This is a genomic window from Pseudomonas sp. GW821-FHT05D12, assembly GCF_059419825.1.
On sequence record NZ_JBWKSN010000002.1, the window covers coordinates 72,775 to 87,140 of the forward strand.

A 14,366-nucleotide genomic window follows, 5' to 3' on the forward strand; every position below is an offset into this window, starting at 1 on the left:
CGTGTAAACGCCGTCGTCACAGGCTCCATCCCAGTCCCAGGGCCTTGTGCAGCGAGGCAAAGTCCTTGAGTAATTCGGCATCGCCGGAAATCCGGCTCTCCTGCGCCTGGTAGCGCGTGCGCTCCGCATCCAGCCAATCCAGGGTGCTCGCCGTGCCCGCACGATAACGTTGGCGCGTCAGGTCCGCCGCGCGTACCGCTGAAGATTCGACGTTGCGCAACAGCACCACGTTCTGGCGTTGATGCCCGTAGCGTGCCAGGGCGACGTCGGCATCGCGCAGCGCACTCAAGACCACGCTCTTGTACTGCGCGAGCGCTTCATCGCGACCGGCTTCGGCGCCTTTGACGCTCGCGGCGACGCGGCCGAAATCCAGCACGTTCCAGGTCAGGCGCGGCAGGATCAACCAGGTGCCGTTGTCCTTGCGGGCGAGGTGGCCGGGGTCGCCGGCCGAGAAGGACAGGTCGCCCATCAGGCTGAGCTTGGGGAACCAGTCGGCGGTTTTCTCGCCGATCTGCGCGTTGCTGGAGGCCAGTTTGCGTTCGGCGACGCGGATGTCCGGGCGGGCTTTCAAGAGAGCGGCGGGATCGGCCACGGGTACTTGGGCGGGAATGGAAGGCAGTGCCTGCGGTGTAGCGAGGCGCTCATCCAGTTCGCCTGGCTCCAGGCCGCACAGCAGGCTCAACTGGTCCTGGGATTCGACGATGGCGGCTTGCAAGGGCAAGCGCTGGGCCAGGGTATTTTCGGCCTGGGTGAGCACTTGTTCGAGTTGCAGCTGGGAGGCCACGCCTCGGTTGCGGCGTTGTTGAGTGAGGTCCAGGGCCTGGTTTTCGATGTCGACACTCGCCTCTACCAGCGCCAGGCGCGCCTGTTGGTCACGCAGGTCGGTGTAGGCCTGCACGATTTCGGCGGCCAGTTGCACCTGGGCATCCGCCAGTTGTGCCTGTGAGGCGTCGGCTTCGGCCTGTGCGGCTTCGACGGCGCGGCGCGTGCCGCCGAACAGGTCGGCTTCCCAACTGGCATCGAAGCCGGCGAGGTACAGGCTCAGCGGGCCGCGCCCACCGCCGCCACCGCCCAGCGCCGAGGTATCAGGCGAGCGCAGTTTGAGCATCGCCGCATCGCCCGTGACCTTGGGCATCGCCTGCGCACGCGCGCCGCTGAGGCTGGCGCGCGATTGGCGCAGTCGGGCCCGGGCGGTCGCGATGTCCGGGCTGTTTTGCAGGGCCTGGCTGATAAGGGCGTTGAGCTGCGGATCGCCCAGCCCCTGCCACCACTGCGCGACGGCAGGTGCGTGTGGCACGTCGCTGTCGGCATGCGGTAAACGTGCTGCGGCGAGGGTTTTCGGCGCAACGTCGGGGGCGCCGTGGTAATCCGGGCCCACGGTGCAGGCGGACAGCAGCCCGACGGTCAGGAGGAGGGGAAACGAGCGAGCAATCATCGTTGTACCGTGCGCTTTTTCAGAATGAAGATCAGGGGCAGGCACGCCAGCATCGCCAGGCCCAGTAGGTAAAACGCGTCGTTGTAGGCCATCACCGAGGCTTGCCGTGCGATGTCGCTGGCCAGTTGGGTCAACGCCTGCAAATGCGCGGTGGACGGGTCGCCGGTTTGCGCCAGGTAGCTGGCGGCGTTGCTCGCCATGTGGTCCTGGGCCAATTGGCTGTTGGCGAGAATGCCTTCGCGCAGCCGGTCGTCGTGGAAGTGGCTGCGTCGGTCCATCAGCACACCCAGCAGCGCCAGGCCGATGGTGCCGCCGAGGTTGCGCGACATGTTATAGAGCCCGGCCGCGTCGCCGGCATCCTGAGTCTCGACCGAACGCATCGACAGCTGACTGAGCGGCATCATCACCAGGATCTGCCCGAAACCGCGCAGCAGCTGTGACCAGACAAAATCATGCCCGACGCTGTCGGCGGTGAGCTGGGTATCGACAAAACAGCTGGCCCAATACAGCAACAGGCCGATACCGACCATCCAGCGCAGATCATAGCGGCCAAGCATCCTCGGCAGGATCGGCATCAGCAGGAACGCCGGGATACCGGACAGCAGCATGATCGCGCCGGATTGCTGGGCGTTATAGCCGGAGAGAATGCCGAGGAACTGCGGGACCAGATACGCCGTGCCATACAGGCCGGCGCCAACTGCCGTGCCGATCAGCAGCACGCTGCCGAAGCTTTTGTTGAGCACCAGTCGCAGGCGCAGTATCGGCGTACTCGAACGAAATTGCCCGACGGCGATCAGGAAAAAACCGACCAGCGTGGCGATGCTCAACCAGGTGATCAGCAGCGAGTCGAACCAGTGCTCGCGTTGGCCTTCTTCCAGCACCACCGTGAGCGAACTCAGGCCCATGGCCAGGCCGAGAATGCCCAGCCAGTCGGCGCTGATGAAGCGTTGCAGGTTCATGCGCTCAGTGGGCAGGCCGGTGATCAACAAGGTGATCAACGCGATGCTGATGGGCAGGTTGAGAAAGAAGCACCAGCGCCAGTTGATGTTTTCGGTCAGCCAACCGCCAATCACCGGGCCGAGCAGGGGCCCGAGGATCACCGTCATGCCGAACATCGTGGTGCCGATCGCCAATTGATGCGGGGGCAGGCGGGTGCGCACGATGGTCTGGGCGGTGGGGATCATCGCACCACCGGCGAACCCCTGGCCGATGCGCCCGGCGATCATCGCGCCGAGGCTGGAAGACAGGCCGCAGAACATCGAAAACAGCGTGAACATCAGCGCCGTGCCGATCAGGAACCGGCGCAGGCCGAAGACCCGGGTCAGCCAGGCGGCGAGGGGAATCATGACGATTTCCGACATCAGGTAGCCGGTAGCAATCCACGTGCCTTCGGTGCCGGTGGCGCCGATCTGGCCCTGGATCTGCGGCAATGCCGAGTTGGTGATCGAGACGTCCAGGGTGGCGAGCAGCGCGCCAAGCGCCCCGGCGGCGACGGCGATCCAGTCGGTCAGCGAAGCGTTGCGCGGTTTCTCGGCGGCCACCCCGGCCATGAGTGCCTCAGCCATGGTTGGCGTCCGCGCCGTGGGTGCGGGTGTCCACGTCCACGGTGGCCGACAGGCCGGGCATCAAGGCGGCGCGAATGTCCTCAGGCACATCGAGGGAAATCCTCACCGGCACACGCTGGACGATCTTGGTGAAGTTGCCGGTGGCATTCGACGGCGGCAGCAACGCGAACTGCGCGCCTGTGCCGGGGGAGAGGCTGTCGATATGGCCCTGCAGGTCATGGCCGGGCAGGGCGTCCACGCGCACGCTCACGCGTTGGCCGGGGTGCATCGCGCCGATCTGGGTTTCCTTGTAGTTGGCCGTCAGGTAGATCGCGCTGACCGGTACCACCGTCAACAGGCGCGTGCCGGGCTGCACGTATTGGCCGACACGCACACCGCGATCGGCGATGCGGCCATCCAGCGGGCTGCGAATCACCGCGTCATCCACATCCAGCTGGCTCTGCGCCTCGCTGGCCTTGGCCACGCCGAGTTGCGCCTGGGCCTGCTTGAGCTGGGCCTGCAGCGTGCCATAGCGGGTCTGGCTGGAACGCAGGGCGGCCTGCTTGGCCGCCACCGTGCTGCGCGCCTGCGCTAATTGGTTGTTGAGTTGCGCCAGGCGTTCTTCCGGTTCGGCACCCGAGCGGGCCAGCGGTGCATAGCGGGCGACTTCGGTCTGCGCATGCTGGGCATCGGCCTGCGCGCCCTGCAACTGCGCGCGGGCTTCGGCGATGGTTGAATCCTGCTGCACCAGGTCGGCCTGGGCCTTGGCGAAATCGGCTTCGCGCGCGGCAATCGTTGCCGAGGCCTCGTCGCTGACGGCCTGGTATTTACGTGCATCCAGGCGCACGAGAATGTCGCCGCGCTTGACGTCCTGGTTATCGCTGACCAGCACCTCGGCGACGTAGCCGTTGATCTTCGGCGCCACGCTGATGCTGTCGGCCTGCAGGTAGGCGTCGTCGGTGGTCTCGATGAAGCGCCCGGAGATCCACCACCAGGCGGCCCATGACACACCGACCAGCACGGCCACGGTCGCCAGTGTCAGCAGGATCCGCCGGGCCTTGCCGCGTTGGGTGGTGACGCTGTCTTCAGGCATGACCTGAGGGGAGGGAGGTGCGGCGGACATCGGGTCACTCCAGAATTTATATCAGGTGGAATAAATTCCTTTTTTCGCGAATTTTTGTCAACTGGTATATTTTGCTTCGGGTATTCGAGGGGAGCAGCACATGGCACGACATAAACCGGCCGCCGAGGGTGGCTATCAGCGCGGTGAAGAAACCCGCGCGCGCATCGTCGAGGCGGCGGTCGTGGTGTTTGGCGAGCGTGGCTACGACGGTGCGTCTACCCGCGACATCGCCACCGCGGCCGGCGTCAACGCGCCGGCGATCCAGTACTACTTCGACGGCAAGGAAGGCGTGTACCTGGCGTGCGTCGAGCACTTGATCACGTTGCTGTGGCGCAAGATGAGCGAAACCGTCGAGGCCGCTGAACAGGCGCTTGCGGATGAAAATACCGCTGATGCGGCCTTGATCGAGGTGTCACTGGGCATCCTCGGCGCGGTGGTCTCGACCATTCAGGACAGCCCCCAGACCAGCGCATGGCGGGCGTTCCTCGACCGCCACCAGGCCGGTTTATGCCCGGCAAGTGCAACCACGGCGTTCGACGAGCGTTTCAAGGCACGCATCGCCCGGGTCATCCGGCTGCTTATCGCGCGCCTGGCCGGGTTTGCGCTGGAGGATGAACGCACGGTCATTCATTCGATGGCGCTGTTTACCCAGGGCCTGGCCTTCCGGGTGCAGAAGCCCAAGCTGCTTGAGGCATTGAAGTGGACCGAGGTCAGCGTCAAGGAGATGGAACTGGTCAGGGACGTGGTGCTGATGCAGGCACGGTTTACGCTGGAGGGGTTGGTTCGGCACCGGGACCTGCGCGCTGAATGAGTACGCGGTCGACTGGGCAACGCCGCCGTTCTACGTTCACCTGATGACGGCGTTGGGCAAGGCGGATTACGTGCCGCCTATGTTTGCCTATCTGCGCAAGGGCTAGCCTCGACGAGTGTTTCCTGTCACGGTCACAGAGCCCAAGCTATTGAAAAACAATGGGTTGTATCGCCATGCATACAAACCTTACCCACGTGTTACACGATAGTCATGACGCACTTCATTTTGCACGGTCATAGCCTGCGAGAAGTTAATCTCGTCAAGCAAGAGAGTGCAGAATGAAGTTGAGTTACGTAACCAAGGCGGCAGTGGTTGTCGCGCTGTTGTCGACCCTGTCGGGCTGCTGGATGTTCATGCCACCGGGAGGCGGCGGTGGTGGCGGTCATGGCGGTGGCCATGGTCAAGGCGGCGGCCCGGGTGGGCCAGGTGGCGGTCCGCGCTGACCGATAGGCACTGAGACAGGCAAGTCATGCACCATGACTTGCCTGTTTTTTTTGCCCGCGATAAATCACAGGCAAAGAAAAGCCCGTGATGGGGGCACGGGCTAAAGGGATGTTCATTAGGAGCTGGATTGACCATAGGCGCTCGTCTGTGAAAGGTTCGTGAAAGACAACAAGTATTTCACTGTGGGCGTTCATCATCCGTTCAGCGCGGATTCAAGCACGCTGGGCAACTATAGCGTTGAGCCATTTCTGCTGGTGGAGACGCGTAGATGCTAGTGATCGTTGCCTTGCTCGTCCTCGTGGGGCTCGGGGTGTGGTTGACCTACCCACGGGCGGGCAATCTACTGTTTGTGCTGATTGCACAGGTGCAGGCGCGGCGCGCGCGCCTAAAGGGCGTGGTGGTGCCTATCAAGGGCATGACGCTGGCCACCTGGCAGGGCGGTGATCGCCAGTCGCCGGCGCTGCTGCTGATCCACGGCTTCAGCGCGGACAAGGGCGTGTGGCTGGATTTCGCGCGGTATTTTACCGATGACTACCGGGTGATCATTCCGGACCTCGCTGGCCACGGCAGCAACGCCTTTGTGCCCGGCGGCGACTACAGCATCGCGGCCCAGGCGCGGCGGATGGTGGCATTGCTCGACGCGTGCCAGGTCGCGCAGGTGCACGTGATCGGCAGTTCGATGGGGGCCTACATCGCCAGTTGGCTGGCTGCGCAGTATCCGGAACGCGTGCTGTCCATGGTGCTGATCGGCGCGGCCGGCGTGCAATTGCCGCAGCCCAATGAAGTGGAAGAGCTGGTCAATGCCGGCGACAACCCTTTCCTGATTCACACGCGGGCGCAGTTTGATCGGTTCTTCGCCATGACCATGGCGTCGCCGCCGTGGATTCCCGAGGTGCTGCTGGCGGCCGAGGCGGCGGTGTATATCAAGCGGCGTGCTGAGCTTGCAGAAATTTTCGCAGACTTCGAAGGCAGCCCCCGCATGGAGCCGTGGCTACCCGAGGTGCGCGTGCCCAGCTTGATTCTGTGGGGCCGCGAAGACCGCATGGTGCCTGTCGCCAGTGCGCAGACCTGGCTCGCCGGCCTTGCGCAGGCGCAACTGCAGATCATCGACGGCGTGGGGCACTTGCCGATGGTCGAATGTCCCGAGCTGGCCGCGCAGTATTGCCGGGACTTTCTCGGCGGCGCCAAAGTGTACAGCTCGATCCGCTCCTAGCTGTACGGGGCGGCGGCGCGCGGATGGCTTTACTGTCGCAGGCCTGCCACCCCCGTTTGGATGCCGCGTCATGGTCATGTCTACCAGCCTGCTGTCAGCTTTTGTGTTGTTTGCCTTCGTATCCTCGATCACCCCCGGTCCGAACAACACCATGTTGCTTGCCTCCGGCGTGAACTTCGGGTTTCGCCGCTCGATTCCCCATGCGCTGGGCATCAGCATCGGCTTCATGCTGCTGGTGATTGCGGTGGGCCTGGGCCTGGGTGAGGTGTTCAAGGTCTTTCCGTGGGCCTACACGGTGTTGCGCTACGTGGGCGCGACGTACCTGCTGTACTTGGCGTGGAAAATCGCCACGGCAGGCGGCATGTCCGACAGCAACGATGAGCGCGGCAAGCCCATGACCTTCCTCGGCGCGGCGGCGTTCCAGTGGGTCAACCCCAAGGCCTGGATCATGGCGCTCGGCGCCATCACCACCTATACGCCGGCCGAGGGCTATGTCACCAACGTGCTGGTGATTGCCCTGGTGTTCGCCATCGTCAACCTGCCCAGCGTATGCGTGTGGGTCGGGTGTGGCACGGGCTTGCGCAATGTGCTGCGTGAGCCGCGCTGGGTGCGGCTCTTCAACGGCGTGATGGCGGGGCTGTTGGTGCTGTCGTTGTACCCGATGCTGTTTGCCGGTTGAGATAGCCGCTGCCGCGATTGAGGCTGGATCAGACCGGCGAGATGGTTGCCAGCAGGCCGATGCCGATGGTCAATACCAAAAAGCCGAACAGGAAAAGTGCCATCTTGGTCATAAGGCCTCCGAAGGGAAGGGAGTGGGGATGGCGCTATTGTCCGCCCAGGCGGCTTTTCGATACAGATGCAGATAACAAAGAAAAAACCGTATCAGATGCGTGTGCCGCCGTTCTGCCACGGGCTTTGATCGAGGGCGCTTTTCTCAAGATCAGCGCGTGAGACAGCCACTGCATTTGCCCCTAAGATGGCGCCCACTGCATCAACAATAAACGTGGGCCAACCCTCGATGGAAAGACGCCAATTCAGCGGTGGCATGCAAGGCAAGAACCTGCGCTACCTCAACGAAACCTCGCGGCAGCCGGCGCCGCTCACCCGCGTCGGCTTTTTGCTGCTCGAACACTTTTCGCTGCCGGCCTTCACCCAGACCCTCGACACCTTCGTCACCGCCAACCTGCTGCGGCCTGAACTGTTCGCCACGCGCACCTTTGCTTGCGCGGATGACGAAGTGATCAGCGACCTCGGGCTGGTCATTCGTCCTGATGCACGCCTGGGCTCGTCAGTGCTGCAGGATCTGGAGCTGCTGGTGATCTGCGGCGGCTTTCGCACCGAACTCAAGGCCAGCGAAGACTTCATCCACCTGCTGCGAAGCGCTGCCGAGCAGGGCGTGAAACTCGCCGGGCTGTGGAACGGCGCGTGGTTCCTCGGGCGTGCGGGCCTGTTGCAAGGCTATCGCTGCGCCATCCACCCCGAACATCGGCCGGCCCTCGCCGAAGTGTCCAAGGCCACCCACGTCACCAGCGAACCCTACGTGATCGACCGCGACCGCCTGACCGCCTCCAGCCCCTCCGGCGCCTTCCACATGGCCCTGGACTGGATCAAGGCCTTGCACGGCAAGGCCCTGGTCGAAGGCATCGAAGACATCCTGGCCTTCGAAGAGTCGCGCTACCGGCGCATCAAGCCGACCGAAAATGTCAGCGTCAGCGCCCCCCTGCGTGAGGTGGTGAAACTGATGGACGCCAACCTCGAGGAACCGCTGGAACTCGACCAGCTCGCGGTCTACGCCGGGCGCTCGCGACGCCAGCTCGAGCGCCTGTTCAAGGAGCAACTGGGCACCACGCCGCAGCGCTACTACATGGAACTGCGCGTGACCGAAGCGCGGCGCTTGCTCCAGCACACCGAGTTGTCACAGGTGGAAGTGCTGGTGGCCTGCGGCTTTGTCTCGCCGAGCCATTTCAGCAAGTGCTACAGCGCGTATTTCGGATATCGCCCCTCGAAGGAGAAGCGGTTGGTCAAGTAGCATGGGCGCGGTAGACAAAAATCCGCACGAATGCTCAGTCAAGGAGAGCTAATGACCATCACGCTTATCGATCGATATCGCGGCAGCTTGCTGGGGCTGGCGTGTGGTGACGCCGTGGGCACGACAGTCGAATTCATGCCGCGCGGCACGTTTGCGCCGGTCACCGATATGGTCGGCGGCGGGCCTTTCCAGCTCAAGCCGGGACAGTGGACCGACGACACCTCCATGGCGCTCTGCCTGGCCGAGAGCCTCCTGCGCAAGAACGGCTTTGACGCGGCGGACCAGATGGCCCGGTACCTGAACTGGTGGACGTGGGGCTACTTGAGTTCGACGGGTGATTGTTTCGATATCGGCATGACCGTGCGTGAGGCGCTGTCGGCGTTCCAACAGCACGGCGACCCGTTTGCCGGTTCGACCGCGCCGTTTTCGGCCGGCAATGGTTCGATGATGCGCCTGGCGCCCGTGGTGCTGTTTTACTTTCCAGACCTTCAGCGTATCGAGGACTTTTCCCGCCAAAGCTCGCGGACCACACACGGCGCCCAGGAAGCGATCGAATGTTGCGTGATGCTCGCGCGGGCCATCGCCGGGGCGTTAGGCGGCGCCGCCAAAGAGCAATGGCTGACCATCCCAAGTACCGGGCTGCAGGCGCCCAAAGTGCTGGCGATTGCCCAAGGCGGCTACCGCGAAAAAACCCGCGAGCAAATCACCGGCTCCGGCTACGCAGTGGCGTCGCTGGAAGCCGCGCTCTGGTGCGTCCTCAACACGGACAGCTTCGCCGAGGCGGTGTTGGCGGCCGCCAACCTGGGGGATGACGCCGACACCACGGCGGCCATCGTCGGCCAGCTGGCCGGCGCGCATTATGGCGTGCAAGGGATTCCGGCCGGCTGGCTGGAAAAATTGTGCATGCGTGACGACATCGAGGAAATGGCGGAGGCACTGTTGAAGGCCTCCACCGACAACCCGGCGGCTTAAAACCTGTCCAGTCGATAGGGTGCCAAGCCCGACTGCAACTGATCGCCGCTTGCCAACGCGCCAACCATCTCCGCCGTCACCGCCGCCTGCGTCAACCCCAGGTGCTGGTGACCAAACGCCAGCAGCACCTTGCCGTCACACACTCGATCAATCACCGGCAGCGAATCCGGCAGCGACGGTCGAAAACCCATCCAGGGCGTCGCACCTTCCTGGCTCAGGTCCTGACGAAACAGGCCTTTGCTCAGTCGATGCAGCTGCCAGGCGCGCTGCATGTTGGCCGGGCGCTCCAGCCCGGCGAATTCCACCGTGCCGGCCAGGCGCAGGCCGCCCGTCATGGGTGTCATGATGAATTTGCGCTCCAGGGAGGTCACCGCGAAGGGCAGGCGCTGATGCTCATGCGGCAGCATCAGGTGATAGCCACGCTCGGTGTCCAGCGGCACGGTTTTGCCCGTCAGTGCCGCAGTGAGCCTGGCCGAGTGGGCGCCACAGGCGATCAGCACCTGACGCGCGGCCAATCGCCCTTGATCGGTGCTCAGCGTAACGCCTTGATCATCTGTGCGGCCGTCCAGCACCTGACGCTGGAGAAACTGCACACCCGCAGCTTTCGCCGCCTCGACCAGCTCGCAGACCACCTGATAGGGATCGAGAAAGTGCCCGGTACTCGGAAAAAACAGCCCGCCCAGAATGGCATCGCTCAATTGCGGCGCCGCCTGGCGGATTGCATCGCCGGTCCAGAAGGTCACCGGCACCTGCTGCTGGCGCATGCGCTCCTGCACCGCCTCCAGCGCCGCGCGCGACTCCGGACGTTCAAATACCAGCAGCGAGCCGTCTTCGCGCAGCAGTTGCGCGCGGTCGATGCTGTGCAGCAAGCGTTGCCACGCCGCCAGGCTGGCTTCGTTCAACGCGCGGATGCCCGCCACCGTAAGCCGGTAGTGGGTCGGGCGCAGGTTCAGCAGCAGGCGGATAAACCAGGGCAGGGCGCGTGGCAGGTATTTCCAGTCCAGGCGCAGCGGGCCCATCGGGTCCATCAGCATGCCGGGCAAGCGCTTGAGGATCGACGCGTCGGCAATCGGAAACACCTGCTCGGTGGCCAAGTGGCCGGCGTTGCCATAAGAGGCGCCCATGCCGGGTGCCTGCAAGTCGATCACCACCACCTGGCGCCCTTGGCGCGCCAGCTGCAAAGCGCAGGCGACCCCGATAATGCCGGCGCCGACCACGGCGATCTCTGTACGCTCTGGCATTGTTCAGGCCTCCCGTTGGCCATCGAGCAGGCGGCGCAGCAGCAACGGGTTGCCCTGTTGCAGCGCCGTCGGCAGCAAGGCGTCGGGGAAGTCCTGATAGCACACCGGCCGCAGGAAACGCAGGATCGCCGCCGTGCCCACGGACGTGCTGCGGGCATCCGAGGTGGCCGGGAATGGCCCGCCATGCACCATGGCATCAGATACTTCCACGCCGGTCGGCCAGCCATTGACCAGCAGGCGCCCGGCCTTGCGCTCCAGCACCGGCAGCAGCGCCTTGGCGTTTGCCAGGTCGGCTTCATCCATTTGAAGCGTGGCGGTGAGCTGGCCTTCGAGCTGTTCGGACACCTGGCGCACTTCTTCATTGTCAGCGCACGCCACGATCAGCGACGCCGCGCCGAACACTTCGGCCTGCAGGTGTTCATTGGCCAGGAAGGCGCTGGCTTCGGTCACAAACAGGTGCGCCTGGCCCTGGTTGGGACCTTGCGCCGGCACGCCGTGTGCCACCACCTTGGCGTGCTGGCTCAAGGCACCGACACCGGCTTGGAAGGCACTGAAAATACCCGGTGTGAGCATGGTCTGTGCTGCGCTGCGCGACAGCAGGTCTGCCGCCTGTTGGATGAACCGATCCAGGGCCGGGCCCCGAACCGCAATCACCAATCCAGGGTTGGTGCAGAACTGTCCGGCACCCTGGGTCAGCGACGCCACGAACCCCTGGGCCAGGGCGGCGCTGCGTGCTTCGAGCGCCGCTGCAAACAGGTACACCGGGTTGATCGAACTCATTTCCGCATACACCGGGATCGGCTCCGGCCGCGCCTGTGCCGCCTGGGTCAGCGCGATGCCGCCGCTGCGCGAACCGGTAAAGCCGACGGCCTTGATGCGCGGATCGGTCACCAGTGCGATGCCCACTTCGCGGCCCGAACCGTAAAGCAGGGAAAACACGCCCTCGGGCAAGCCACAATCGTTGACCGCCTTGGCCACGGCGCGGCCGACCAGCTCGCTGGTGCCGGGATGCGCCGCGTGGGCCTTGACGATCACCGGGCAACCGGCCGCCAGTGCCGATGCGGTATCACCGCCAGCGACGGAAAAGGCCAGGGGGAAATTGCTCGCGCCAAACACCGCCACCGGGCCCAGCGCCACGTGGCGTTGACGCAAATCCGCACGCGGCAGTGGCTGGCGTTGCGGCTGCGCAGTGTCGACGCGCACGTCCAGCCATTCACCGGCGCGCACGGTCCGTGCAAAGGTGCGCAGCTGCGCGCAGGTGCGGCCACGCTCACCCTGGATCCGTGGCACCGGCAAACCGGTTTCGGCCGCCGCGCGCTCAATCAACGCATCGCCCAAGGCTTCGATGTTTTCGGCAATGGTTTCGAGAAACTGCGCGCGCTGCGCCAATGAAGTCTCGCGGTAGCGATCAAAGGCGGCCCACGCCAGTGCGCACGCCTGCTCGACATTCTCGCCGCTGCCACCGGCGTAGGCCGGCTCCAAGGGCGCGTCGGTGGCGGGATTGATGGCCCGGATCCCATCGCGCGTGCCGCCAAGGAGTTGCTGGCCGATCAGCATTTTGCCCGTCAGAGTCATGGGGTTTTCCTGGAGAAAAGAGAGGATGGCCGCCGTGAGCACCACGGCGGCGCGTCACGCATCAGTCGCGGTTCTGCTCGGCCGACCAGTCGGCGTACCACTGGCGGAACAGCGCGTACTGGGCCTCGGCATAGCGCCGCTGGGCTTCGCTGAGCACATCGCTCGGGTTGAAATGCAAGGCGTAGCCCTGGTCACCGTTGAGCACCATCAGGTGCTTGTAATACAGCACCAGGTCGCAGCCTTCGTCGAAGGACGACAGCACCGCCAGCGCAGCTTCCAGCTCGCGCGCCAGGCGGCGGGCCTTGGCATCGCCCTTGGCCGCTTGCTTGCTCAGCGCCACCAGGTGCAGCACTTCGCGCGGCAGGGCGTTGCCGATGCCGGTGATCGCGCCGGTGGCGTTGCAGTTGACGAAACCGTGCACCACTTGGGTATCGACGCCGACCATCAGGGTCACGCTGTCGTCCTGGGAGGTGATGTGTTCTGCCGCGTAGCGCAAGTCGGCACCGCCGCCGAACTCCTTGAAGCCGATCAGGTTCGGGTGTTCGCGGCGCAGTTCGAAGAACAGCTCGGCACGGGTGGCGAAGCCGTAGTAAGGACTGTTGTAGATCACCGCCGGCAGGTTGGGCGCGGCCTTGAGGATCGCCGAGAAGTGCGCCTTCTGTGCGGTGGCGGAGGCACCACGCGAAAGCACGCGCGGGATCACCATCAAGCCATGGGCACCGACCTTCGCCGCGTGGGCAGCATGGGCAACGGCCTCACGGCTGTTGACCGCACCGGTGCCGACGATGGTCGGCACCCCGGCGGCCACCAGGCGCGCGACGCCTTCCTGGCGCTCGGCTTCGGTCAGCAGCGGCCAGTCACCCATGGAGCCGCAATAGACCACGGCGCTCATGCCGATATCGATCAACTCGCGGCCCTTGGCAACCAGGGCGTCGAAGTCAGGCGTGCGCGCGGCGGTGCACGGGGTCATCAGGGCAGGGATGCAGCCGGTGAAGATGTTGTCGCTCATTGGGTTAACTCCTAACCACGTTCAATCAAAAGGGATGGGCTCAAATGCCCCAGGCAAAAGGGTCTTGCGCGTCGATCAGCAAGGTGCTGTCGGCGGTGATGTAGGCGCGGCCGGTGATGAACGGGCGCACTCGCTCGCCGTCCCATTCATAGCGGCCTTCGAATTGGCTGCCGGTGATGCTGGCTTGTACCCAGGTTTCACCGGGCGCGAGCTTGGCGTCAGCGGCCAGGCACGCCAGCTTGGCGCTGGTGCCGGTGCCGCACGGGGAGCGGTCGTAGGCTTTGCCGGGGCACATCACGAAATTGCGGCTGTCGGCTTCGGCGTCGTCGGCGAACAGTTCGATATGGTCGATCGGCGCGCCATCCGCACCCTGGATGCCCTGGGTTTCCAGGGCCTTGAGCATCGCCCAGGTGTAATCGGTGAGGGCGTCGACGTTGTCCATCTGCAGGCGTTGGCCATGCTCGGACACCAGGAAAAACCAGTTGCCACCCCAGGCGATATCGCCCAGCACTACACCATGGCCCGGCACGTCCACGGCGACCTGGCGGCGATGGCGGTAGGCGGGCACATTGCGCAGGGTCACCGCGCCGTCGGCGTGCAGCGTCGCGGCCACCGGGCCGACGGGGGTGTCCACGGTGTGCACGCCCGGCGTGATCCGGCCCAGATGGTGCAGGGACGCGATCAGGCCAATCGTGCCGTGACCGCACATGCCCAGGTAGCCGGCGTTATTGAAGAAGATCACTCCGCAGGTGGCACCCGGTGTAACGGGCGCGCAATACAGCGCACCGACCAGCACGTCGTTGCCGCGCGGTTCCAGGATGCAGGCGCGGCGCCATTGGTCATGCTCGCTGCGCAGGTGTTCCAGTTGGTCGGCAATGGTGGCGCCGCTCAGGGCGGGGAAACCGCTCATCACCAGGCGCGTTGGTTCGCCGCCGGTGTGGGAGTCGATCACATGCAGTCGCTTCATAAA

13 protein-coding genes are annotated in these 14,366 nt (G+C 64.7%); 6 read left to right on the forward strand and 7 right to left on the reverse strand.

Annotation, left to right across the window (positions count from 1 at the left end; translation table 11 throughout):
* Positions 1-16: 16 nt before the first annotated feature.
* Genes AC07SI_RS03255 through AC07SI_RS03265 form a run of 3 tightly spaced genes read right to left on the reverse strand, consistent with a single transcriptional unit; the run spans position 17 to position 4,102 of the window.
* Positions 17-1,435 (reverse strand): efflux transporter outer membrane subunit, encoded by a 1,419-nt coding sequence (locus AC07SI_RS03255; RefSeq protein ID WP_495005082.1) that lies wholly within the window; start codon positions 1,433-1,435, stop codon positions 17-19.
* A complete protein-coding gene (locus tag AC07SI_RS03260) occupies positions 1,432-3,000 on the reverse strand; it encodes a DHA2 family efflux MFS transporter permease subunit (RefSeq protein WP_495005083.1) in 1,569 nt (522 codons plus the stop codon). The genes AC07SI_RS03255 and AC07SI_RS03260 overlap by 4 nt, the downstream gene beginning before the upstream one ends.
* Positions 2,993-4,102: an HlyD family secretion protein gene (locus tag AC07SI_RS03265; protein WP_213553737.1), complete on the reverse strand. Its 1,110-nt coding sequence runs from the start codon at positions 4,100-4,102 to the stop codon at positions 2,993-2,995. The genes AC07SI_RS03260 and AC07SI_RS03265 overlap by 8 nt, the downstream gene beginning before the upstream one ends.
* Positions 4,103-4,202: 100 nt before the next feature.
* On the opposite strand from AC07SI_RS03265, the gene AC07SI_RS03270 reads away from it, so the two are divergent.
* From AC07SI_RS03270 to AC07SI_RS03295, 6 genes are all read left to right on the forward strand, one after another.
* A complete protein-coding gene (locus AC07SI_RS03270) occupies positions 4,203-4,913 on the forward strand; it encodes a CerR family C-terminal domain-containing protein (protein WP_065908270.1) in 711 nt (236 codons plus the stop codon).
* Positions 4,914-5,191: 278 nt separating this feature from the next.
* Positions 5,192-5,356 carry a hypothetical protein gene (locus AC07SI_RS03275; RefSeq protein WP_282396075.1) on the forward strand — a complete coding sequence of 55 codons (165 nt, stop codon included), beginning with the start codon at positions 5,192-5,194 and terminating at the stop codon, positions 5,354-5,356.
* A gap of 269 nt (positions 5,357-5,625) precedes the next feature.
* Positions 5,626-6,570, forward strand: a complete 945-nt coding sequence (locus AC07SI_RS03280; RefSeq protein WP_495005084.1) for an alpha/beta fold hydrolase — start codon at positions 5,626-5,628, stop codon at positions 6,568-6,570.
* A 70-nt stretch (positions 6,571-6,640) separates the two neighbouring features.
* A complete protein-coding gene (locus tag AC07SI_RS03285) occupies positions 6,641-7,249 on the forward strand; it encodes a LysE family translocator (protein ID WP_065908275.1) in 609 nt (202 codons plus the stop codon).
* Between the two features lie 366 nt (positions 7,250-7,615).
* A complete protein-coding gene (locus AC07SI_RS03290; RefSeq protein ID WP_213553765.1) occupies positions 7,616-8,599 on the forward strand; it encodes a GlxA family transcriptional regulator in 984 nt (327 codons plus the stop codon).
* Between the two features lie 51 nt (positions 8,600-8,650).
* Positions 8,651-9,571 (forward strand): ADP-ribosylglycohydrolase family protein, encoded by a 921-nt coding sequence (locus AC07SI_RS03295; RefSeq protein ID WP_495005085.1) that lies wholly within the window; start codon positions 8,651-8,653, stop codon positions 9,569-9,571.
* On the opposite strand, the gene AC07SI_RS03300 is transcribed toward AC07SI_RS03295, so the two are convergent.
* The 4 genes from AC07SI_RS03300 to AC07SI_RS03315 all read right to left on the reverse strand — a co-directional run bounded on the left by AC07SI_RS03300 (position 9,568) and on the right by AC07SI_RS03315 (position 14,363).
* Positions 9,568-10,812 (reverse strand): NAD(P)/FAD-dependent oxidoreductase, encoded by a 1,245-nt coding sequence (locus AC07SI_RS03300; RefSeq protein WP_495005086.1) that lies wholly within the window; start codon positions 10,810-10,812, stop codon positions 9,568-9,570. The two genes, AC07SI_RS03295 and AC07SI_RS03300, sit on opposite strands and share 4 nt — an antisense overlap.
* Positions 10,813-10,815: 3 nt before the next feature.
* Positions 10,816-12,387, reverse strand: a complete 1,572-nt coding sequence (locus AC07SI_RS03305) for an aldehyde dehydrogenase (NADP(+)) (protein WP_495005087.1) — start codon at positions 12,385-12,387, stop codon at positions 10,816-10,818.
* Between the two features lie 61 nt (positions 12,388-12,448).
* Complete coding sequence (locus AC07SI_RS03310; RefSeq protein ID WP_065908289.1) at positions 12,449-13,396, reverse strand: dihydrodipicolinate synthase family protein; 948 nt, start codon at positions 13,394-13,396, stop codon at positions 12,449-12,451.
* Between the two features lie 40 nt (positions 13,397-13,436).
* Positions 13,437-14,363 carry a 4-hydroxyproline epimerase gene (locus tag AC07SI_RS03315; protein WP_262133509.1) on the reverse strand — a complete coding sequence of 309 codons (927 nt, stop codon included), beginning with the start codon at positions 14,361-14,363 and terminating at the stop codon, positions 13,437-13,439.
* Positions 14,364-14,366: the final 3 nt, after the last annotated feature.